The sequence below is a fragment of the Rhodovulum sp. P5 genome (assembly GCF_002079305.1).
Classification (GTDB): domain Bacteria; phylum Pseudomonadota; class Alphaproteobacteria; order Rhodobacterales; family Rhodobacteraceae; genus Rhodovulum.
This window is the reverse complement of sequence record NZ_CP015040.1, coordinates 131,738-151,483: the sequence shown is the minus strand read 5'-3', so window position 1 is coordinate 151,483 and position 19,746 is coordinate 131,738. Positions and strand designations below refer to the sequence as shown.

Here is a 19,746-nt window from a genome sequence, read left to right as displayed (position 1 = left end):
GCCGGGGTCAAGGACCATATCCTTGTCTTTCGCGGCACCCGGTTCGACAGCGGCCGGGATTGGCTGAGCAATGCCACCATGGGCCTGTCGCCCGGCCCGGCCGGTCTGGTCAGCCATATGGGCTTTACCAAGGTCTATGAGAGCATCCTTCCCGATGTCGAAGAGGCGATGAAGAAGGTCGGCCGGGTCACGAGCCTTCATGTGCTCGGCCATTCGCTTGGCGGCGCGCTGGCCACGCTTTTCGCCGCGCATTACAAGGCAGCCGGTGTGCCCGATGTGCGTCTTTACACGTTTGGTGCGCCGCGCACGGTGACCACCTTGTCGAATGCGGCCCTGACGACGAAACTTGGGCCGACAACATCCGCCGCGTGTATTCGCGCTGCGACCCGGTGCCGATGATCCCGATCTTTCCCTTTGCCATCTCAACGATTGCGACGACCGGCTGATCGACGGGTTTTCCATCATCAATGGCGGGGCGCACAGCATGGTGGACAACTACAAGGCCCGCCTGACAAAGCCGGCCACTGGCCGACCCGCGTCAGCAACTGGGAGATGTTCACGGCCGACTACTGGCTCGACATCGCCGAAACCGCCCGGACAAAGCCCTTCTCGGCGCTTTGCGCCTGGGCGTTGAACAATGCGATATCCGCGTTGATCAACGCATCGTCGGGTTGCCAGCTTGCCTTCATGGGCCGCTGACCCTGGTCGACCGGCTTGCAGCGCTTCTGCAATACGGCCTCGACTCGGCCAGCGCTTTGCGAGACGGTCGCGCGCCTGCTGCGCACCATCGCCAGCTTTCTCGGACTCGCGCTGACCATTGGGGCGGATATCGGAAAGGCCGTGATCCGGTATCTGATCGACCGTTTCCTTGGGGCGCTGGCGAACATGGCCAGTCTGGCGCTGACCCGTTTCCTGTGACGCGCCCCGGGCCATAGACCGGTCGGCATGCTTGATCCGGGCCGGTCCGGGCCTTACGCTTTTCCATGTATTTGGGGGGCAAGGCATCATGAAACGACTTTTCATCCTGCTTGTAGCGGCCGTTCTGAATGGCGCCCGGCCGTCGCGCAGATGTGGGTGCCGATGACCGGCTCCGGTCCGTTGGCGGGCTATAACGGCGCCACCTTGTGCGGCGACCACCCGTGGGGCGGAAGCTATTGTCTCATCCTCGGATGCAGCCCCGGGCGGTCGATGGGGTTTTATGTCCTGTCCGACTCGCTGGCGCTGAACGGGTTGCGGACGGCGATGCTGTCGGTCGACGGGCAGACCATCGCGCAAATCGAAGTTCAGCAGCAGGACGACATCGGCAACCTGTTCTTCGTGGATTTCGCCCAAGAGAACATGGAGATCGTTCTTGGACCGATGCGCCGGGGCAACCGGTTTTCCCTGATGTTTCAGGAAGGGTCCGACGCGATGCCCATCGAAGGTCGCTTAGGGGATCGTCGCGGGCCATCGCGCATGCGCTGTCCGTCTGTCCAAAGCCGCCGCCCGCCCCCGTGGCCGACCCAGCCAGCGCGGCGCTTGCAAAGGTGCAGCGCGACTGTGCCGTTATGGGGAAACCGTCGCAATCCAGGGTGCGCTTGCCCGGCAGGTCGATATCGACGGGGTCGACCCCCTCGATCTGGCCATTGATTTCGGCGCGGCGCAGTGTTCGCGCATGCTGTCCATGTATTGCGGCAGCGGCGGCTGTTCTCAGGAGATCTATCTGGGCGTTCCGGGCGGCGGGTATCGCCAAATATACGCCGGTACGATGTACGGGTTCGACGTGCCGACGCCTGGCCTGCTGAGCGTAAAGGTGCATGGCAACGCCTGTGGTCGTCCGGGCGGTGCGGGTGCGTGCACCCTGACATTTCGGGTTGACCCCGGCGGCGTCACGCTTTTGTCCCGGCAATGATAACCGTGCCGGTGGGCCTGCGGCCAAGGACATCACCGGCGTGCGGGACGATTTCAGGACACCTCAAGCGGCAGGCGGTCAAAGACCCGACCGGTGGCGCATTCGAAGGCGTTGCACACGGCCGGGATGACGGTGGGCACGCCGATCTCACCCACTCCGCAGGGGGCGGCCTCGGGGTCGGGTTCGATCAGCGCGATGTCGAGGGGTGGGAGCGCGTCAGCCCCGATCACGGGGTAATCCCAGATGCTTTCCGCGCGGGCGGCCCCATTGGCAAAGTCCAGCCCCTCCACCAACGCCATGGACAGGCCCCAGACCATGCCGCCCATGATCTGCGCGACCACGTTGTCGCGGTGAATGATGCGGCCGACATCGGCCGCGAGCCACAGGCCGGCGACGCGGTTGTCCCGCACCTCTGCCACGCAGGCGACGTGCGAGCCGCGGAAGGACATCACGCCAAGCCCGAGCGCCCGGTCGGGGCGCCCCAGCCGGCCATCGTCGCGGCGCGCCGGGCGACGGTGGCAAGGCGCGGGTCGTCGATATGGGCCAGGCGGAAGGCCAGCGGATCCTGCCCCGCGGTGCGGGCAAGCCGCTCCATCATGGTCTCGACCGCCAGACGGTGTACCCGGCCGAAACCCCGCGCAGGAAGCCGGGCACCGGTTGGGTTGCGACGCGGGTCCAGCGGATGCGGTCGGCGGGCACACGGTAGGGGTGATAGGCCCCGTCGGTGGCGGTGTTGTCCTCATCGCCATTGGCGCCCTTGAGCGAGGCGGGGAGCTGGGCGGCCAGCGGCCCGTCAGAGGCGAAATCGTGGGACCAGCCGGAAAGGGTGCCATCGGGGGCCAGCCAGGCCGCGACGCGCTGCGCGGCGGCGGGCCGCACCTGCCCGCGTTGCAGTTCATCGACCAGCGGGCGGATCACCTGCACCGGGCGGCCCAGCGATTTCGTCACGGCGCAGGCGTCGCGCACCACGTCGTTGAGAACCCGCCGGCCATAGGCGCCGCCCGCGGGGTGCGCGATGGTCTCGACCATGAAGGGCGCGGTTTTCCATGTCTGCGCCGCGAACCGCATGTCGAGGTCGAGCGATTGGGTCGCGCTTTCGACCGTCACGCCCAGACCGTAATCCTTGCCCCGCGCCTGCGCGTTCAACGGTTCTGGGACAAGGTGTTTGAGCATCGGCGCGTGGAAACGCGCGGTCAGGGTCGGGGCCCCTGTGGCCACCCCGGTTGCGCGCAGGGTCACGCACTTTTGGCTGTCATCGTCGAGCGCGGCGCGGAGCGTTTCGGCCTCCGTTTCGGAGTCGAAACCGCCTGGGTCCGACCAGCGGACCACCAGTGCCTCCCGCCCTTTGAGCGCCGCCCAGGTGTGGCGCGCGACCACGGCCACGGCGTCGTCGAGGATCACGACCGCCTCAACCCCCGGAACGGCGCGGGCGGCGGTGTCGTCCACGGTGAGGGGCAGACCGTCCAGATGCTGACTGCGTGCCAGCACGGCGACCGATGCATCCGTGGCGCGCCGGTCGGTGCCGAAGCGCTTTTGCCCCGTCACGATGGCGCGCATGCGGGGATCGTCGGGGCTGGTGCCCAGTGGCGTCAGCTCGACCCCGGGGCGCAGGCCGGGGGTGCCCGGCATCCGCAGGCGCCCGTTCGCGGCGATCTCGGCAAAGCTCACCCGTGCGCCGCTTGGGCGATGCGCGACGGAATGTTCGGCCGTGCTACAGTCGGCCTCTGCCCAGCCTTGCATCCGGGCGGCCGTGGCGATCAGCGCCGCCCGCATCTCGGCCCCGGCAAGGCGCAGAAGCGGCCAGTAGCCGCGCGTGGTCTTGCTGTCGGCGGTCACCATGCGCCCGTCGAAATCGGGGTTCCCATAGGTGCCCGCGTCGCGCGGTGCGGCCTGAACGGCCACAAGGCCCGGGTCGGCGCCGATTTCGGCGGCAAGGATCATGGAGAGCGCCAGCGGCGCGCCCTGCCCGAGATCCTGTGCCGGGCAAGCGAAGGCGACCCGGCCGTCGTCCAGAAGTGCCGCCCAGGCATTCACGGCCTGGCCTGCCCGCGGCCCCGGTGTCGGCCAGAGCGCCCGGCCCGCCCCGAGCCCGACGGCCACGGTCATTCCCCCGGCAGAGGCAAGGAACAGGCGGCGGCTGAGCCTTGTCCGACGGCTCATTGCGCGTCTCGCCGCGTGATTTCCGCGGCGCGGGCCACGGCCTTGAGGATGCGGGGCGCGGTGCCGCACCGGCACAGGTTGCCGCTCATCCCGGTGGCAATGTCCTCTTCGCTGGGCGCGGGGTCTTCGGCGATCAGCGCGGCGGCCTGCATGATCTGCCCCGGCTGGCACCAGCCGCATTGCGGAACGCGCTCTTCCAGCCATGCCTGCTGCACCGGGTGATCCCCCGCGGTCGAGAGCCCTTCGATGGTGACAATGGCCGCGCCCTCGCAATCGCTGACCGGGATCTGGCAGGCGCGTACCGCGACCCCGTAAATGTGAACCGTGCACGCCCCGCAGGCCCCTTCGAGGCAGGTGTATTTCGTGCCGCGAAGCCCAAGCAGATCGCGCAGGACGAAGACCAGCGGCATATCCGGGTCGTCCGCCTCTACCGCGGTGTCCTTGCCATTCAGGTTCAGGGTGTAGCGCATGGCACAATCCGGAATCAAAAACCGTAATGATGTGTACGGTTGCGGCAATCCGTAATGATGCGTACGGCTCCGGTCAAGGGAGATTGTGCCGATGACCGACGACCGGAAAGCCGCCCGCCGCTTGCGGATCGAAAAGGCCGCCTACGAGGTCCTGGTTGAGCGTGGCTTTTCCGGTGCCTCGATGCTGGCCATCGCCAAGCGCGCAAAAGCGTCCAACGAGACACTTTACGCCTGGTATGGCGACAAGCTTGGATTGTTTCGCGCCATGGTGGCAAGCACTGCCGAGGCCGCGCGGGACCGGCTTTTGTCGGCGCTGGAGGCGGAGGCGCCGGAAGCCGCGCTTGTTGAGTTCGGAACGGTGCTGCTGCACGACATCCTGTCGGACCGCGCCGTGGCGCTCAACCGTGTGGCCGCCGCCGATATGGGGGGCGAGACCGGCCGCGCGATTGCGGCCGCGGGGCGGGAGAGCGTCTTGCCCCTGCTGACCGATCTGCTGTGCCGCATCTATCCCGATGCCGGTCAGCCAGAGGCCCTTGCGGCGCTGTTCATCGACCTGCTGGTGGGCGATCAACAGCTTCGCCGCGTGATCGGCACCTTGCCCGCGCCGGATCTGGGGGACTGCAAGGCCCGGTCCGAACGGGCCGTCCGGATCTTTCATGCGATCATCGAGACAGGCGCGGATATCGGGGTTCACCCATAACGCGGCAGGTCCGGGGCGAAGCTGATGGTGCGCTGACGCGAGGGGTCAGCCGGCCATCAGCACCGATCTGGCAGGATACCTTCACGGCAGAGGGATTTTCCCCTGTCAACGAAGGGAGACTGCCATGCCGACGACATCGCGCAAAGCCACGCCATTGCAATCCGCACGACGTCTGCACTCCGATGGTGCCGGGCGACGGGTTCCGCATCAAAGACCGGCTTCCCGCTCTCCCTCACATGACGAGCCCCTGCGGACCACGCACCGGCAAGACGATGCCGCCCGCCAAGGCGCCGCTTTGCCGACTGCGGCAAGCGCGTTTCTGTGTCCTCTGGCCGATGCCCGGTCGGGTCACCCTGTGCCGGGCCATGCCGGCGCCACTCCCGCCTGCCCGCGCGTCTGGTGCGATGCGCCGTGGTCCTCGGGCACGACGCCCTGCATCGGGTGAGGGGCGGCCGCACGCAACAGTGGCAGGGCGGCGCCCTTCGGGCTATGACGTTCGGGTGCGTCGGCAAGAAGGACGAGCGAGGATGACAGAGAACCTGCGCAGCGCCCTGACGCTGGAACGCACCGGGGCCCGGATGGGGGCGGACCGTGTGGCTCTGCTTGCCGCGGTCGGGCGTACCGGATCGATCTCGGCCGCGGCGCGGGAGGTGGGTCTGTCCTACAAGGCGGCCTGGGACGGCGTGCAGGCGATGAACAACGTCTTTGCCACCCCGCTGGTGACCGCCGCGCCCGGCGGGCGGGCGGGGGGCGGTGCACAACTGACGCCCGCGGGCGAGAACGTCATCGCAGCCTACGCCGTCATCCAGGACGGTCTGGCGCGGGTGGTGGCGGCGCTCGATGCCCGGATCGACCTTGACCCCAATGATCTGCTGTGGAGCCTGATGATGAAGACCTCGGCCCGCAATGCGTATCGCGCCACCGTGACCTCGGTAAAGGAAAGCACGGTCAGCGCCGAAGTGGTGATGGATATCGGCGGCGGGCAAAGCCTTGCCTCGGTCATCACCGGCAGAAGCGCGGCCGAGATGGGGCTGGCGCCGGGGGTGGAGGTCTTTGCGCTGGTCAAGTCGAGCTTCGTGATCCTTGCCGGTGGCACCGAGATTGGGCCGCTATCGGTCAGGAACCGGCTTTCGGGCACTGTGAGCGCCCGCACCGACGGGCCTGTGAACAGCGAGATCGTCCTCGACCTTGGGGGAGAGAAGACGATGGCCGCCACGATCACCCGCGACAGCGCGGAGACGCTGAACCTGCAACCGGGCGACGCGGCGACGGCGCTGATCAAGTCGAGCCACGTCATCCTCGCGCTGCCCTGATCCCGTGTCCGGCACGCGAACGGCTGCGGCGCGACATCGCCGCAGGGGGCCGGTGTCGGCTTGACCGCCCCACCAGAACCGGCGACCGTCGCGTCAATCCGCGTGCTCATCAAGGATCGCCGGCCTAACCCCTTGTCGTAAAATAAAATTCAGAAAGGTTCCCGGCCGTGAGACCAGCCGTTCTTTCCCTGTCCCTATGTGCCGCCCTGATCACCCAGCAGGCCCCGGCCCAGATCGTGCCCGAGGGCATGTGTGCCGTCACGGTGGCCTCTAGGCCGACCCTTGAAGACGTGCGCGCCTATGTCGAGAACGATCTGCCCGATACGTTCAAATCCACCCTGCGTGTCGTGCAGACCCGAAACGGCTGGTATGCGATCATGATCGGCGACGTTCCCGCCGAAAGTTTCGAGCGGCGCAAGTCCGACTACATGGCGCAGGGCCTCGTGCCGGCGGATACCTATTGCTCTGCCGGCAAAGGCTTTGTCGCGGTCGTGCCACAGGCGGATTACACCAGCGATACAGACGTCTCAGAGGGCACGGCCCCCAGCGATATCCGTGCCCATTTCATCGAGGCGGTGAAAGCCCGGGCGGAGCAGCAGGGCATCAGTTTCAGGCTTCGCTACGAGGGGTTTTCGCAGGTGGGCACCGCGAGTGATGTCGAGAACGTCGTCCGGTCCTACCTCGATCTCCTCGACGCCGCCCCGGGAATGTACCTGGACAATATTCTTTTTGCCTCTGGCTCCTGCGTGCTGATTGGTCCGGCAATCGATGCGATGGCGGCCTTCCGGATGTCGGGGGATGTGCTTGCCAAGACGCAGGATGCGGGGTTCGGCCACCTTCTGCTTGAGAAGCATCCCGAGGCGGTCCCGTTCTTCGCAGGCTGGGGCCTGTTCGACGGTGGGATCATGCGCATCGCCTATGAAAAGGAAAAGGAATTCTGGAGCTTTTTGGACATGGGCGGATTTTGCGAATGAAACGGCCCGGCCCCATCCTGCGGATGGCAGGGCGCGGTGCCTGCGCCGTCCTTCTCGGGCTCGTCACGCAGGGGCCCGGGGCGCAAGTCGCGTCGGCTGCGGATTTCCGTCTCGTCGACATGATGCTGTGCAACTATCCCCGCTGTGCCGCGGACAACGCGCGTTTCGTTCAAACGCTGCCGGACTTGGCGGGTCACAGTGTGGAACTGGACGTTTTGATCGACGTTCCCATCGGAACCGGGGACTACAACGCCGAATGTATCGACAAGAACCCCTACTTGGATGCACCGGAGGAATTCTTCTTCGTTCCGGGCAGCCTAGAGTCTTGCGATGTGCGCGGTGGCGTCGTTCTGCGGGTGGCGCCCGACAGTTATCTGCTGGAGCAATCCGTAAGCTTCAGTCGGATCATTCGGGTCAGGGGGCGTTTCACCGTCATCCCGCAGGGGCCGGCCCCGATCTACGCGCTTACCCCTGCGCCCTGAGCCAAATAGGGCTGGGCCGTGTCGCTGCGGTTTGCGATGGACCCTCAGGGCCCCGGGGGCGATGTGCGTCCGGCGGTTGGGAATGTGCGTTCGGCGGCGTAGGTCTGAAAGCTCGACAGGCTCTGGGCGTTGGCCTCGGTCTGCCAGCGGGTTCCGGGAAGAACGGCGCTGACCACCTTGTAGGCGGCGCGATAGCCGGCCGTCTTGTCGTTGTCTTCCATCGTGATGGTCGCGATGCCCGCGACGGTGCCGCCCTGCCGTTCGACCAGACGGATGGCGCCGTCCATCGTCCCGCCGGTTTCGACCCACTGGTCAGCCAGCAGAACGCGCGTTCCGGGCGCGAAGGCGGGGGTGCGCATCTCCATGTCCTGCGTCCGCCCGGAATAGTTGCCATAGCTCACCTTGTCCGTGTCGACGCAAAGCTTGCCAGCCTTGCGGATCGGCAGGAACCCACGCTTCAGCCGGGCCGCCAGCGCCGCCCCGAGGACAAACCCCATCGCGTCGAGGCCTGCAACAACGTCGATGTCGTCCGCGTCCAACTCGGCACAAAGATCGTCGAGCAGGTCGTTGAACGCCTCGGAATTGATGTAGATCGAGGTCGGATCGAGCCAGGCGAAGTTCGGCCCCTTGGTGTTGGGCGACATCAGGGACAGGTACCAACGGTCGTCACGGGGGCCTTTGTCTGCGGTCATGTGCGTTCTCCCTGGCGCGTGAGGGCGGCCAGCAATGCATCCAGTCTGGCCGGGTCTATGTTGTAGAAGTCGCCGTCGAAGTTGATGCCGGTGGCGACGAGGAAGAGATCGACGACGTCGGCATAGCGGGCCGCGTTTTCCGGCGTGATGCCCGAGGCCAGTGCCAACGGCTTGGTTCCTAGTGCAGCACGGAACGTCTCGATCTTGCCAAGATCGGCCTCCTTGCCCGTCGCGATGCCCGAGGTGCAGACCACATCCATATAGGGCAGGGCCGTGCGCGCGGCGGTGGTGTAGTCCGCCGGGGCCACCGGGCGCTGTTTCTTGAAGGCGACACCGCCGAGATAGAGCCCGTCCCACCCGCTGATCTCACGGATGCGGGCGATTTCGTCGGCCTCGGTCTGCTGTGCGGCGCGTTCGTCGATCCGCGCGTCATCGGCCCAGTAGGCGTCGAACACAAACCCCTCCTGCGCCAGATCGCCGAGGACCGGGAAGGCAATGTTGCCCGGTTGCGCAAGGAAGTTGACCCCCAGCCAGAGATCGGGGCGGGCCGCGCGGATTTCCCGCAGGATGGGCAGGAACGGCGCCATCGGGAAATCGTGGTTGATGAGGAAGGCCCCCGGGCACCCGGCGCCGTCGATCACGTCGAGATTTCGCAGGGCCTGTCCGGCGTCCTGAACATGGATAACCGGGGTGACCAGCGGCACGTCAGAGGCGATCAACTGCTGAAGACTTAAGCGGCGCATCCGAAACTTCCCTTGATTTGACCAAGGGGTAGCGGAGCGTCATGCATGAGAGAAATTGATTATTGCTATGCAAGCATAATCAAGAATTATGAACGAATGCCCACGAATATTCCCACCGACCTGCTGCGCAGTTTCGTCACGGTTGTCGATCTTGGCGGCTTTACCCGGGCCGCCAACGCGCTTGGCCGGACCCAACCGGCCATCAGCCTGCAAATCCGGCGTCTGGAGGAGTTGCTGCAGACCAAGCTGATCCGCACCACGGGGCGGCAATTCGCGCTGACCGATGCCGGTGTGGCGCTTGGCCCGTATGCCCGGCAGATGCTGCGCCTGAACGACGATATCGTTGCCTATTTTTCCGAGGAGGCCCTGTCGGGATGGATCCGGGTGGGGGTGCCGACCGATTTCTCGCATGCCTTCCTGCTGGAGGCGATTGCCGGTTTTGCGGCCCAGCATCCGGACGTGAAGATCGAAATCGAAAGTCTTTTGTCGAAGGACCTGCGCGACCGTCTGGCCGCCGACCGGCTGGATATCTGCGTGGCGATCGCACCCGATACGGATGTGCCCTATCTGGTTGAAACCACACCAGTTTCGCCATTCTGGGTGGTCAAGGACACATTCAGATACGATGCAAAGCTGCCTTTGCCGATCATTCGCCATCCCGACCCGTGCGAATACGCCATCCGCATGCGCAATGCGCTGCGTCAGAACGGGCGAAGCTGGCGCTCAGTCCTGGTGTCGCGCGATGTCGCCGGATTGCAGGCCGCGGTTCAGGCCGGGCTTGGCGCGACGGCCCTGACACCGGCGACGCTGTTGCCCGGCATGCGCGTCGGGCGGGCGGATGAAGGATTTCCGGCCATGGCGCCGCTGCGCATCGGGTTGTTCTATAAACACGCCGCGCTCAACAAGGCCGGTCACGGCCTCGCACAGCACTTGCTGGATCATATCCATCAATCGGATGAAGCGGATAATACATAAGAACCCTTAATGGTCATATACAAACAGCAAATTTCCCAAATCCGACTCCGGGTCTCTACTCTGGCCGCATCACCGGAAGCGTGATCCAGAACAGGACCGGCGCCGATCCACAGGCCCGCGCCGACCGACAAGGAGGTTTCATCTTGCACTCTCACCTTTCCATGACACGGCGGCGGATGCTGACAGGCGTGGCCGGGGTCGCGCTGAGCGCGCCCATGATCGGCCGTGCCTGGGCGCAAGAGCCCACGACGATCAACATGCTTGCATGGTATGGGCATGCCGAGCCCGATATCGTCGGGGAGTTCGAGGCGGCAAACAACGTCAAGTTCGTCCCGAAATACTATGCCGGCGGGGACAACATGCTGGCGCTGATCGCGCAATCGCCGCCGGGCACCTACGACCTGATCCTGTCGGATGCGGAGTTCGTGCAGCAGCTTAACGCCGCCGGCTATATCGAGGAGATGGACCCCTCGCTCTATCCCTTCGACGACTATTGGCCCGAATATCAGAAGTTTCCCGGCCACTGGACCGGCGACAAGCTCTGGTCGGTCATGGTGCGCTATGGCCTTTTGGGGGTGTCCTACAACACCGATGCGCTGACCCGCGCAGAGGCGATGAGCTACAACGCCTTCTGGAACCCGAAAGTCACCGGCAAGGTGGGTCATTTCGACTGGCACCTGCCCAATCTTGGCCAGATCTCTCTGTTGAACGGCAATAACAGCCCCTCGCCCTTCGATATCGACAAGGCCGCGTGGAAGGCCGTGCAGGACAAGACCCTCAGCCTGAAACCGCAGGTGGGCGGCTATTTCGATTATGGCGGAACCTTTGCCTCGCTCAAGAATGCCGAGATGCTGGCCATGGCGGGCATCGGCGACTGGATCACCGGGGTGTTGCAGAAAGACGGTGCGCCCGTCGCCTCGGTCATCCCCGAGGAAGGCGGCATCCAGTGGACCGAAAGCTATTCCATCGGCAAGGGCACCAAGAAGCACGAGATCCTGACGAAGTTCATCCAGTACATGCTGAGCCCCGAAGGTCAGGTGAAGTCGATCCAGATGGCCGCCTATCCGGGCCTGTCGCCGACCAAGTCGGGCTGGAAGGCGATTCAGGACGCCAACCCGGCCGAGGCCGACCGCTCCGGCCTGATCGAGGGGCACGACCAGTCGCCGCTCCGCCTGTTGAAAGAGGGGCGGCTGTTCTTCCGCGATATCCCGCAGCAGCAAAGCCTTGAGGACTGGAACGACTTCTGGTCCGAATACAAGACGGCCTGATCCAACCGGTCTGGCGCGACGGGTCTTTACCGGCGCGCCCACTGCCCGCGAAAGCCCAGGATGCGCAAGCGTTTCGAAGCCTATCCCCTTGTCTGGCGTCTGCCGCTGTTGATCTGGCAGGGTCTGTTCTTCGTGGGGCCGCTGGTCCTGATGGTGGCGATGTCGTTCTGGCTGGTCCGCAATTACCGGATGCAGCCCGATTTCGTGTTCGACAACTGGGACAGGATGCTGTCCCGCAGCTATTTCTCGGATGCCTACTGGATCACGCTCTGGCGCGCCTCTCTGGCCGCCACGCTGGCGAGCCTTGTGGCCTTTCCGGCCTCTTTCTCGCTGGCGTTCCGCATGTCGGAAACCGCGCGCCGCTGGGCGATCTTCTTCCTGATCGTTCCCTTCTTCACCTCTTATCTCGTGCGCATCTACGCCTGGCAGGTGCTGCTGGCCGAAAGCGGGCCGATCAACGCGGTGCTTGGCGAAGTGGGGATCGGGCCGTTCACGATGCTCAATTCGGGCTTTGGTGCGATGGTCGGCTATCTGACACTGGTGCTGCCGCTTGTCGTGATCCTGCAGACCTTCAGCCTTGCCTCGATCGACCGCAACCTGATCGAGGCGGCCTGGAATCTGGGCGCCTCGCCGAAGGAGACGCTGTTTCGCGTGATCATCCCGGCCGCAAAGGTCGGGCTGATCGTGGGCTTCGTCTTTGCCTTCATCCTGTCGTTCGGGGATTTCGTGTCCCCCTTCTACCTTGGGGGTTCGAAACCGCCGACCCTGTCGATCCTGATCATCGATACCACCAAATCCGGCCAGCAATGGCCCCGCGCGGCGGTGGTGGCCGTGATGATGATCGTCACGCTGTTCACGGTGGCCTTCGCCGCGGTGGGCGCGGCCTACGGGAAGCGGAAGTGATGCGTCCTTCTCAGATCCTCTTCGGGCTCTACCTGATCGCGCTTTTCGCGTTCGTCTTTGCGCCGATCCTCACCTCCATGGTGTTCTCGTTCAACTCGGATCGATTTCCCACGGTGCCGCTGGGCCAGTTCACGACCCACTGGTATGAAACGGCCTTTGCCCGGCCCGAGGTCTGGACCGCGTTCCGCAACTCCTGCCTTGTCGCCGTCTCTGCCGCGGTTTTGTCAACTGCGCTCGGCTTCGCCACGGCCTATACCGATTTCCGCTACGGCTTCCGGTGGAAGCCTGCCTATCTGGCGCTGGCCCTGCTGCCGCCGACCATTCCGCTGGTCATCATGGGGCTGGCGATGCTGGCCTGGCTTGGCCGGCTTGGGCTTTCCGGCACGCTGCCCGGCATCGTGATCGCCCACACCGTGATGGGCGCCCCCTTTGCCATGGCGATCTGCCGCCTGCGGCTGAGCCAGATGGACCCGGCGCTGGAGGCTGCGGCATGGAACCTTGGCGCATCGCCCTGGCGCGCCATGCGCGCGGTCGTGCTGCCCTTTTGCATGCCTGCGCTGATCTCTGCCCTGTGCCTGACCGCGGCGGTGTCGTTCGACGAATTCATCGTGGCATGGTTCGTCTCGGGCCTGAACAAGACGGTTCCGGTCATGATCCTTGAGATCCTGCAGGGCAATGTCGATCCGCAGATCAACGCCATCGGCACCGTCGTATTCCTGACCTCGATGACGCTGGTGATCGTGGCCCAACTCCTCATCCTGAAAAAGAGCGCCAGATGACCGAAGATCCGCTTGTCCGCTTCGAGGGCGTCCGCAAGAGCTATGACGGCGTTCAGGCCGTGAAGGGCATCGATTTCGAGATCGGCCGGGGCGAGTTCGTGGCGATCATGGGCCCCTCGGGCTGCGGAAAGACAACGACGCTGCGCATGCTTGCCGGGTTGGAGGCGCCGACGGACGGCACCATCACCATCGACGGGCGGGTGATGAACGACGTGTCCGCCCATGAACGGGACACCCCGATGGTGTGGCAGTCGCTGGCGCTGTTCCCCTTCCTGAATGTGAAAGAGAATGTCGAATTCGGGCTGAAGATGCGGGGGGTCACTGCCATGGACCGGCACGGCCGCGCGATGCTGTGGCTGGAACGGCTGGGTCTGAAGGGATTTGAAAAACGTCGCGTCGACCAGTTGTCCGGCGGGCAGCGGCAGCGCGTCGCGCTGGCCCGCTGTCTTGTCACCGAACCGCAGATGCTATTGCTGGACGAGCCGCTCTCGGCGCTTGACGCGCATCTGACGATCCGGATGCAGGGCGTGCTGACGCGATTGCAGAAGGAACTGGGCATCACCTTCGTCTACGTGACCCATTCGCAATCGGAAGCCTTTGCCATGGCCGACCGCGTTGTGATCATGGGGCATGGCGAGATCGCGCAGATCGGCAAGCCGCAAGAGATCTTCCGCAACCCCAGGAACCGCTTCGTCGCCGAATTCGTCGGCCGCAACAACATCCTGCCGGGTGAGAGGCCGGGGCAGGAGATCGTCGTGGCGGCCGATCGGATGCAGGTCAGCCCGACCGCACCACACGGTCACGCCCTAGAGGCCGAGTTCGTGTCCGAGGAATTCGCCGGCACCAGCATCATCTGCTATTTCGAGGGGCCGCAGGGTGAGGAGCTGAAGGCGCAGGTGTCGGAGGACCAACTGGAAACACTGGGGCTGCTGCCCGGAAAACGGTTCTGGCTCAGCTGGGCGCCGGAGGCGGCCCACGCAATGGAAAGCGCATGAGCATGGATATTCTGGTCAAGGGTGGCATCCTGCCCGACGGCACGCAGGCCGATATCGCCATCGCAAAGGGGCGCTTCACGGCGGTGGAACCCGGCATCGCAAGCGACGCAGGCCGCATCATCGACGCCACGGGCAAGTTGGTCACACAACCCTTCGTCGACGCGCATTTCCACATGGATGCGACGCTGTCCTATGGCCGGCCCCGGATCAACGCCTCGGGCACCTTGCTGGAGGGCATCGCGCTCTGGCGCGAGTTGAAGCAGGTGCAGACCCGGGAAGAGATCATCGCCCGCGCACTGGACTATTGCCGGCAGGCCATCGGCAAGGGCATCCTTGCCATCCGCTCCCATGTGGACGTGACCGACCAGAGCTTTGCCACGGTCGAGGCGTTGCTGGAGGTGCGCGATCATGTGCGGGGCGTGCTGGATCTGCAACTGGTCGCTTTCCCGCAGGATGGATGGTTTCGCGCGCCGGGGGCCGAGGCACAGGTGATCCGGGCGCTTGATGCGGGCGTCGATGTGGTGGGCGGCATTCCGCATTTCGAGCGTACGATGGCGGACGGCACGGCCTCTGTCCGGGCGGCCTGCGAACTGGCGGCGGATCGGGGGCTGCGTGTCGATCTGCATTGCGACGAAAGTGACGATCCCAACAGCCGTCACATCGAAACGCTGGCGGCCGAGACGCTCCGCTGCGGGTTGCAGGGGCGGGTTGCGGGCTCTCACCTGACGTCGATGCATTCGATGGACAATTACTATGTGGCGAAGCTCCTTCCGCTGATCGCGGAGGCAGACGTCGCCGCCATCCCCAACCCCTTGATCAACATCACCTTGCAGGGGCGGATGGACAGCTATCCCAAACGGCGGGGCATGACGCGCGTGCCGGAACTGCGCGCCGCGGGTGTGACCGTGGCCTTCGGGCAGGATTGCGTGCGCGATCCCTGGTATCCGCTGGGGTCTGGCGACATGCTCGACGTTGCCCATATGGGCCTGCATGTGGGCCTGATGACCGCACCCGACGAGATGCGCGCGGCCTTTGAAATGGTAACGGAGACGCCCGCCCGGATCATGGGGCTCGACTTCGGACTCAGCCCGGGCAAGCGGGGAAGCCTTGTGGTGCTGGATGCCCCCGACCCGGTCGAGGCGCTGCGCCTGCGTCCCGCCCGCCTTGCCGTGATATCGGATGGTCGTATCGTCTCGACCACGCGCCCCGCCGAAGTGACGGTGGATACCGGCTTTTGAAGGGGGCGCCGTCTTCGGTGACGGCCTTGGCTGCAATCTTCTGACGCTTTCGAAACGCAACGCAATTGCACCGCGTGGCGCGCTGAATGCGTGCGTTTTGCCGCACCCGCTTGATGCGCCATGCGGTGGAAGTCGGATGGAGACGCGCCTATTGCTGCGGCCGCGAAGTAATAATCTTGCGCGGCCAGCCCGGCGCGCTTGTGAAATCGAAAAGCCTGGCCCCCCAGGCTCAGGGAGATGTTCAATGCCCGAGACCGTGTACGCGCGGGTCAAGCAAGACCCGCGTTTCGACGAACTGACACGCAGGCGGGGGCGGTTTGCCGTGACCCTGTCCGTGCTGGTTCTCGTCGTCTACTACAGCTTCATTATGGTCGTCGCCTTCCGGCCCGACTGGCTGGCGCAGCCCATCGCCGATGGGTTCACGACCACGCTGGGGATTCCCATTGGCGTGGCCATCATCATCGGCGCGTGGCTGACCACGGGCATCTATGTGCGCCGCGCCAATACCGAGTTCGACCGCCTCAACGACCAGATCGTGAAGGATGCGACCACATGAGCATGACCCGTCTCCTTTCCGTCATCGGACTGGCCGTGCTTGCGCTGGCCGCCGTCGACCCCGCCCTGGCCGCGGGTGCCATCGAAGGTGAGGTCGAGAAACAGCCGGTCAACATGTCGGCCATCTCGATGTTCATCATGTTCGTGTTCGTCACGCTGGGCATCACCTATTGGGCGGCACGCCGCACCAAGTCGGCCAAGGACTTCTACACCGCCGGCGGCGGTATCACGGGGTTTCAGAACGGTCTGGCCATTGCCGGCGACTACATGTCCGCGGCCACGCTGCTGGGCCTGTCGGGCATGGTGTTCGCCCGCGGCTATGACGGGTTCGTCTATTCCATCGGGTTTCTCGTGGGCTGGCCGATCATCCTGTTCATGATGGCCGAACGCCTGCGCAACCTGGGCAAGTTCACCTTTGCCGATATCTGCTCGTTCCGGCTGGAACAGACGCCGATCCGCTCTCTCGCGGCGGCGGGTGCCCTGTCGGTTGTGATCCTCTACCTGATCGCGCAGATGGTCGGGGCGGGCAAGCTGATCCAGCTTCTGTTCGGGCTCGACTATGCCTATGCGGTGGTTCTGGTGGGCGTGATGATGATGGTCTACGTCACCTTCGGCGGAATGATCGCCACCACCTGGGTGCAGATCATCAAGGCCTGCCTGCTGCTGTTCGGCGGCACCTTCATGGTGATCATGGCACTGTCGCAGTTCGGTTTCAATTTCGAGCTGATGGCCACCCGGGCGACCGAGATCCACAAGCTGGGCGACGACATCATGGGGCCGGGCAGCTTCCTGTCCGATCCGATCTCGGCGATCTCGCTGGGAATGGCGCTGATGTTCGGCACCGCGGGTCTGCCGCATATCCTGATGCGCTTTTTCACCGTGTCCGACGCCAAGGAGGCGCGCAAATCGGTGTTCTACGCCACCGGCTTCATCGGCTATTTCTTCATCGTGGTCTGCACCATGGGGCTGGCGGCCATCGTCATCGTCGGCTCTGACCCGCAGTTCTTCGACGCCGATGGCGGCCTGCGGGGCGGCGGCAACATGGCGGCGATGCATCTGGCCAAGGCGGTCGGCGGCGATCTGTTCCTCGGCTTCATCTCGGCCGTGGCGTTCGCCACAATCCTTGCGGTGGTGTCGGGGCTGGCGCTGGCCGGGGCCTCGGCCATCAGCCATGACCTTTACGCCTCGGTCTTCAAACGCGGCAAGGTGACGGAGCAGCAGGAAATCCGCGTGTCGCGGATCGCCACGGTCTGTCTGGGTGTGGTCGCCATCGTGCTGGGGATCGCGTTCGAGAAACAGAACATCGCCTTCATGGTGGGCCTTGCCTTCGGCATCGCCGGTTCAGCGAACTTCCCGGTGCTGTTCCTGTCGATGTACTGGAAGGGTCTGACGACCTGGGGTGCGTTCTTCGGCGGGTTCACCGGGCTGCTGACGGCGCTGACGCTGGTGATCCTGTCGCCGACGATCTGGGTGTCCATCTTCGGCTTCGAAGAGGCGATCTTCCCCTACAAGCATCCGGCGCTCTTCTCGATCCCGACGGCCTTCGCGGCGATCTGGCTGTTCTCCAAGCTGGACCGGTCCGAACAGGCCAAGCGCGAAGCCGCGCGGTTCGAGGCGCAGGAAGTCCGCTCGCTCAGCGGTGTGGGTGCCGAAGGCGCCGCAGCCCACTGACCCAAGACCCGGGCCCGGCCGACATCCTGCGGCCGGACCCGCACCAAAACTTGGCCCCGGCGGGACCGGCATCGTGCCGTCAACCTGCCGGGGTCCTCCCTTTCAGGGGCCCCCGGCGATGACCGAGTTCTTCAATTTCGACTTTCCGCCCTTCAACCTTCTGACCGATGCAGAGCGGCAGAAATTCAGCGATGCGCTGGATATCGGCTATTTCCAGGAAGGCGAGGTGCTGATCGAACCGGGCGACCCGGTGCAGTCGCTGTTCATCCTGATCAAGGGCATCGTGCACAAGACCACCGGGGGTGAAACCGACAACGTCTATGGCGCCGAAGATGCCTTTGGCGTGGCCGCCCTGATCGAGGGCGAGAATGCCAGCCGCTTCACCGTCGAGGAAGAGGCGCTGATCTATCTGCTGCCCGCCGCCACCTTCCGCGACCTGATGCGCCAGAACGAAGAGTTCAACAGCTTCTTCTCGAAATCCATTTCGGCGAAGCTCTCGCATCACCCCCAGCAGCAGGCCGCCCCGACGGCGACCTCGCTTCTGGCGCAAAAGGTGGGCAAGGTGGTGCATCCCGCCCCCCGCTCCATCCCCGCAACGGCGCCGATTTCACAGGCCGCGCGGATCATGCGCGATCACGCCACGATGTCGGTTCTGGTCACGGGGGACGATGGCGCGGTGATCGGGCTGATCACCTCGTCACGGTTGCGCGACTGCGCGCTGATCGAGGGGCGCCCGGTCGACACCCCGGTGGGCGAGGTGTGTCTGAAAACCCTGATCGGGGTGGAGGCTGACGACCCGGTCAGCGAAGCCATGATCCAGATGGTCAAGCACAAGATCAGCCGCGTGGTCGTGCGTGAACAAGGTGCGATCACCGGCGTGATGGACGTCACCGACCTGTTGGGCTTCTTGTCCAACCAGTCCTATCTGCTGCTGCTTCAGGTCGAACGGGCGCGGGACAGCGAAGAACTGCAAGAGGTCGCCAGCCGCCTGAACGACCTTGTCGGCTCGCTGGTCGAAAGCGGTACGCGGATCGCGTTGATCGCCCGGCTGGTGTCAGAGATCAACCAACGACTCTTTGCCAAGCTGTTCCAGTTTCTGGCCCCCGCGGGCCTGGCCGAGAATGCCTGTCTGGTTGTCATGGGCAGCGAGGGGCGGGGCGAGCAGATCCTGCGCACAGATCAGGACAACGCCCTGATCGTTGCCGATGGCTATGATCTGGAGGAAGCCCGCCGCTTTGCCGTCGCGTTTTCGGCCGCGCTGGAAAGCTTTGGCTTTCCGCCCTGTCCGGGCGGAATGATGGTGTCCAACCCCGACTGGTGCGTGTCGATGCACGATTTCCGCCAGAAGCTGGGGCAATGGGTGCATCACCCCAGCGAGACGGACATGATCTCGCTTGCCGCCTTTGTCGATGCGTTGGCAACCGCGGGCAACCCGGAACTTCTGAAACAGGCCAAGGCGCATCTGCACGATATCCTTGGCGACCATGACGGCTTTCTTGCCATTTTTGCCAAGGCGGTGGAGGCGTTCGACGTGCCCATCGGCATGTTCCACCAGCTGAAACTGGACCGGGGCGAACATCGCGGAGCGCTAGACCTCAAGAAGGGGGGGATCTTTCCCATCGTTCACGGGGCGCGGGCGATGGCGCTCAAGCACGGGATTTCCGCCACCCATACCCCCGCGCGGATTGCCGGTCTGGCCGATCTGGGCATCATCGAGCGCCGATTTGCCGATGATCTGGTTGATGCGTTCGAGTTCATGCTGGGGCTGAAGGTGCGGGCCTCTTTCAACAGCGATGGCAGTTTTCGGGAGGCCACGACCTTTGTGCCCGTGACCACCCTGCACAAGCTTGAAAAGGACCTGCTGAAGGATTCGCTTGGCCTGGCGAAAGAGTTCCAGGGCATCGTCAGCCACCACTTCAACCTGGGCCGGTTCTGAT

23 protein-coding genes are annotated in these 19,746 nt (G+C 64.7%); 16 read left to right on the top strand and 7 right to left on the bottom strand.

The features are described 5' to 3' along the window. Positions 1–18 precede the first annotated feature (18 nt). A complete protein-coding gene (locus RGUI_RS20250; protein WP_081536283.1) occupies positions 19–399 on the top strand; it encodes a lipase family protein in 381 nt (126 codons plus the stop codon). A gap of 167 nt (positions 400–566) precedes the next feature. Here RGUI_RS20250 and RGUI_RS22415 read toward each other — a convergent pair whose 3' ends face one another. Beyond that, positions 567–689, bottom strand: a complete 123-nt coding sequence (locus RGUI_RS22415) for a hypothetical protein (protein ID WP_256387892.1) — start codon at positions 687–689, stop codon at positions 567–569. Positions 690–714: 25 nt separating this feature from the next. Between RGUI_RS22415 and RGUI_RS20245 the strand changes: the two genes are divergently transcribed. Both RGUI_RS20245 and RGUI_RS21605 read left to right on the top strand, forming a co-directional pair. After that, positions 715–918 carry a hypothetical protein gene (locus tag RGUI_RS20245; RefSeq protein WP_081536282.1) on the top strand — a complete coding sequence of 68 codons (204 nt, stop codon included), beginning with the start codon at positions 715–717 and terminating at the stop codon, positions 916–918. Between the two features lie 736 nt (positions 919–1,654). Then, a complete protein-coding gene (locus tag RGUI_RS21605) occupies positions 1,655–1,891 on the top strand; it encodes a hypothetical protein (RefSeq protein WP_156883116.1) in 237 nt (78 codons plus the stop codon). Positions 1,892–1,944: 53 nt separating this feature from the next. Here RGUI_RS21605 and RGUI_RS21805 read toward each other — a convergent pair whose 3' ends face one another. From RGUI_RS21805 to RGUI_RS20230, 4 genes are read right to left on the bottom strand one after another with little or no spacing between them, the layout of a single operon-like run. Then, a complete protein-coding gene (locus RGUI_RS21805; RefSeq protein ID WP_081536281.1) occupies positions 1,945–2,340 on the bottom strand; it encodes a molybdopterin cofactor-binding domain-containing protein in 396 nt (131 codons plus the stop codon). Beyond that, positions 2,340–2,489: a hypothetical protein gene (locus RGUI_RS21800; protein ID WP_172841226.1), complete on the bottom strand. Its 150-nt coding sequence runs from the start codon at positions 2,487–2,489 to the stop codon at positions 2,340–2,342. The genes RGUI_RS21805 and RGUI_RS21800 overlap by 1 nt, the downstream gene beginning before the upstream one ends. Continuing rightward, a complete protein-coding gene (locus RGUI_RS20235; RefSeq protein ID WP_081536280.1) occupies positions 2,486–4,051 on the bottom strand; it encodes a molybdopterin cofactor-binding domain-containing protein in 1,566 nt (521 codons plus the stop codon). Before RGUI_RS20235 ends, RGUI_RS21800 begins: the two co-directional genes overlap by 4 nt. Next, entirely contained in the window at positions 4,048–4,521 is a 474-nt protein-coding gene (locus RGUI_RS20230) for a (2Fe-2S)-binding protein (RefSeq protein WP_081536187.1), read from the bottom strand. Before RGUI_RS20230 ends, RGUI_RS20235 begins: the two co-directional genes overlap by 4 nt. A gap of 91 nt (positions 4,522–4,612) precedes the next feature. On the opposite strand from RGUI_RS20230, the gene RGUI_RS20225 reads away from it, so the two are divergent. The 4 genes from RGUI_RS20225 (at position 4,613) to RGUI_RS20210 (ending at position 7,990) form a co-directional block, all read left to right on the top strand. Next, positions 4,613–5,221, top strand: coding sequence for a TetR/AcrR family transcriptional regulator (locus tag RGUI_RS20225; RefSeq protein ID WP_081536279.1), 609 nt, complete (start codon positions 4,613–4,615; stop codon positions 5,219–5,221). Between the two features lie 527 nt (positions 5,222–5,748). After that, positions 5,749–6,534 (top strand): TOBE domain-containing protein, encoded by a 786-nt coding sequence (locus RGUI_RS20220; protein ID WP_081536278.1) that lies wholly within the window; start codon positions 5,749–5,751, stop codon positions 6,532–6,534. A gap of 167 nt (positions 6,535–6,701) precedes the next feature. Continuing rightward, positions 6,702–7,508 carry a hypothetical protein gene (locus RGUI_RS20215; protein WP_081536277.1) on the top strand — a complete coding sequence of 269 codons (807 nt, stop codon included), beginning with the start codon at positions 6,702–6,704 and terminating at the stop codon, positions 7,506–7,508. After that, positions 7,505–7,990 carry a hypothetical protein gene (locus RGUI_RS20210; RefSeq protein WP_081536276.1) on the top strand — a complete coding sequence of 162 codons (486 nt, stop codon included), beginning with the start codon at positions 7,505–7,507 and terminating at the stop codon, positions 7,988–7,990. The genes RGUI_RS20215 and RGUI_RS20210 overlap by 4 nt, the downstream gene beginning before the upstream one ends. A 44-nt stretch (positions 7,991–8,034) precedes the next feature. On the opposite strand, the gene RGUI_RS20205 is transcribed toward RGUI_RS20210, so the two are convergent. Together RGUI_RS20205 and RGUI_RS20200 are read right to left on the bottom strand one after the other, a co-directional pair. Further along, positions 8,035–8,682: a phosphoribosyltransferase family protein gene (locus tag RGUI_RS20205; RefSeq protein WP_081536275.1), complete on the bottom strand. Its 648-nt coding sequence runs from the start codon at positions 8,680–8,682 to the stop codon at positions 8,035–8,037. Next, a complete protein-coding gene (locus RGUI_RS20200) occupies positions 8,679–9,425 on the bottom strand; it encodes a BtpA/SgcQ family protein (RefSeq protein WP_081536274.1) in 747 nt (248 codons plus the stop codon). The genes RGUI_RS20205 and RGUI_RS20200 overlap by 4 nt, the downstream gene beginning before the upstream one ends. A 96-nt stretch (positions 9,426–9,521) precedes the next feature. Between RGUI_RS20200 and RGUI_RS20195 the strand changes: the two genes are divergently transcribed. The 9 genes from RGUI_RS20195 (at position 9,522) to RGUI_RS20155 (ending at position 19,745) form a co-directional block, all read left to right on the top strand. Next, positions 9,522–10,400, top strand: coding sequence for a LysR family transcriptional regulator (locus RGUI_RS20195; RefSeq protein WP_172841225.1), 879 nt, complete (start codon positions 9,522–9,524; stop codon positions 10,398–10,400). Positions 10,401–10,561: 161 nt separating this feature from the next. After that, complete coding sequence (locus RGUI_RS20190; protein WP_081536272.1) at positions 10,562–11,668, top strand: spermidine/putrescine ABC transporter substrate-binding protein; 1,107 nt, start codon at positions 10,562–10,564, stop codon at positions 11,666–11,668. Positions 11,669–11,728: 60 nt separating this feature from the next. After that, the gene (locus tag RGUI_RS20185) at positions 11,729–12,571 is read left to right on the top strand and encodes an ABC transporter permease (RefSeq protein WP_081536271.1); all 843 of its coding nucleotides are present in this window, start codon (positions 11,729–11,731) and stop codon (positions 12,569–12,571) included. Next, positions 12,571–13,350: an ABC transporter permease gene (locus RGUI_RS20180; protein WP_081536270.1), complete on the top strand. Its 780-nt coding sequence runs from the start codon at positions 12,571–12,573 to the stop codon at positions 13,348–13,350. Before RGUI_RS20185 ends, RGUI_RS20180 begins: the two co-directional genes overlap by 1 nt. Next, entirely contained in the window at positions 13,347–14,345 is a 999-nt protein-coding gene (locus tag RGUI_RS20175; protein ID WP_081536269.1) for an ABC transporter ATP-binding protein, read from the top strand. Before RGUI_RS20180 ends, RGUI_RS20175 begins: the two co-directional genes overlap by 4 nt. After that, positions 14,342–15,583, top strand: coding sequence for a cytosine deaminase (locus RGUI_RS20170; RefSeq protein ID WP_172841224.1), 1,242 nt, complete (start codon positions 14,342–14,344; stop codon positions 15,581–15,583). Before RGUI_RS20175 ends, RGUI_RS20170 begins: the two co-directional genes overlap by 4 nt. A 244-nt stretch (positions 15,584–15,827) precedes the next feature. Then, positions 15,828–16,139 (top strand): DUF485 domain-containing protein, encoded by a 312-nt coding sequence (locus RGUI_RS20165; RefSeq protein ID WP_081536267.1) that lies wholly within the window; start codon positions 15,828–15,830, stop codon positions 16,137–16,139. Positions 16,140–16,141: 2 nt separating this feature from the next. Continuing rightward, positions 16,142–17,809 carry a cation acetate symporter gene (locus RGUI_RS20160; RefSeq protein WP_081536286.1) on the top strand — a complete coding sequence of 556 codons (1,668 nt, stop codon included), beginning with the start codon at positions 16,142–16,144 and terminating at the stop codon, positions 17,807–17,809. 118 nt (positions 17,810–17,927) lie between these two features. Continuing rightward, positions 17,928–19,745: a putative nucleotidyltransferase substrate binding domain-containing protein gene (locus tag RGUI_RS20155; protein WP_081536266.1), complete on the top strand. Its 1,818-nt coding sequence runs from the start codon at positions 17,928–17,930 to the stop codon at positions 19,743–19,745. The last annotated feature ends 1 nt before the right edge of the window (position 19,746 follow it).

Bases quoted from the DNA above. Each gene is read 5' to 3' on its own strand.
- RGUI_RS22415 (WP_256387892.1), bottom strand. From the start codon at position 689: ATGAAGGCAAGCTGGCAACCCGACGATGCGTTGATCAACGCGGATATC.
- RGUI_RS21605 (WP_156883116.1), top strand. From the start codon at position 1,655: ATGCTGTCCATGTATTGCGGCAGCGGCGGCTGTTCTCAGGAGATCTAT.
- RGUI_RS21805 (WP_081536281.1), bottom strand. From the start codon at position 2,340: ATGTCCTTCCGCGGCTCGCACGTCGCCTGCGTGGCAGAGGTGCGGGAC.
- RGUI_RS21800 (WP_172841226.1), bottom strand. From the start codon at position 2,489: ATGATGGAGCGGCTTGCCCGCACCGCGGGGCAGGATCCGCTGGCCTTC.
- RGUI_RS20235 (WP_081536280.1), bottom strand. From the start codon at position 4,051: ATGAGCCGTCGGACAAGGCTCAGCCGCCGCCTGTTCCTTGCCTCTGCC.
- RGUI_RS20230 (WP_081536187.1), bottom strand. From the start codon at position 4,521: ATGCGCTACACCCTGAACCTGAATGGCAAGGACACCGCGGTAGAGGCG.
- RGUI_RS20225 (WP_081536279.1), top strand. From the start codon at position 4,613: ATGACCGACGACCGGAAAGCCGCCCGCCGCTTGCGGATCGAAAAGGCC.
- RGUI_RS20220 (WP_081536278.1), top strand. From the start codon at position 5,749: ATGACAGAGAACCTGCGCAGCGCCCTGACGCTGGAACGCACCGGGGCC.
- RGUI_RS20210 (WP_081536276.1), top strand. From the start codon at position 7,505: ATGAAACGGCCCGGCCCCATCCTGCGGATGGCAGGGCGCGGTGCCTGC.
- RGUI_RS20205 (WP_081536275.1), bottom strand. From the start codon at position 8,682: ATGACCGCAGACAAAGGCCCCCGTGACGACCGTTGGTACCTGTCCCTG.
- RGUI_RS20200 (WP_081536274.1), bottom strand. From the start codon at position 9,425: ATGCGCCGCTTAAGTCTTCAGCAGTTGATCGCCTCTGACGTGCCGCTG.
- RGUI_RS20195 (WP_172841225.1), top strand. From the start codon at position 9,522: ATGCCCACGAATATTCCCACCGACCTGCTGCGCAGTTTCGTCACGGTT.
- RGUI_RS20190 (WP_081536272.1), top strand. From the start codon at position 10,562: ATGACACGGCGGCGGATGCTGACAGGCGTGGCCGGGGTCGCGCTGAGC.
- RGUI_RS20185 (WP_081536271.1), top strand. From the start codon at position 11,729: ATGCGCAAGCGTTTCGAAGCCTATCCCCTTGTCTGGCGTCTGCCGCTG.
- RGUI_RS20180 (WP_081536270.1), top strand. From the start codon at position 12,571: ATGCGTCCTTCTCAGATCCTCTTCGGGCTCTACCTGATCGCGCTTTTC.
- RGUI_RS20175 (WP_081536269.1), top strand. From the start codon at position 13,347: ATGACCGAAGATCCGCTTGTCCGCTTCGAGGGCGTCCGCAAGAGCTAT.
- RGUI_RS20170 (WP_172841224.1), top strand. From the start codon at position 14,342: ATGAGCATGGATATTCTGGTCAAGGGTGGCATCCTGCCCGACGGCACG.
- RGUI_RS20165 (WP_081536267.1), top strand. From the start codon at position 15,828: ATGCCCGAGACCGTGTACGCGCGGGTCAAGCAAGACCCGCGTTTCGAC.
- RGUI_RS20160 (WP_081536286.1), top strand. From the start codon at position 16,142: ATGACCCGTCTCCTTTCCGTCATCGGACTGGCCGTGCTTGCGCTGGCC.
- RGUI_RS20155 (WP_081536266.1), top strand. From the start codon at position 17,928: ATGACCGAGTTCTTCAATTTCGACTTTCCGCCCTTCAACCTTCTGACC.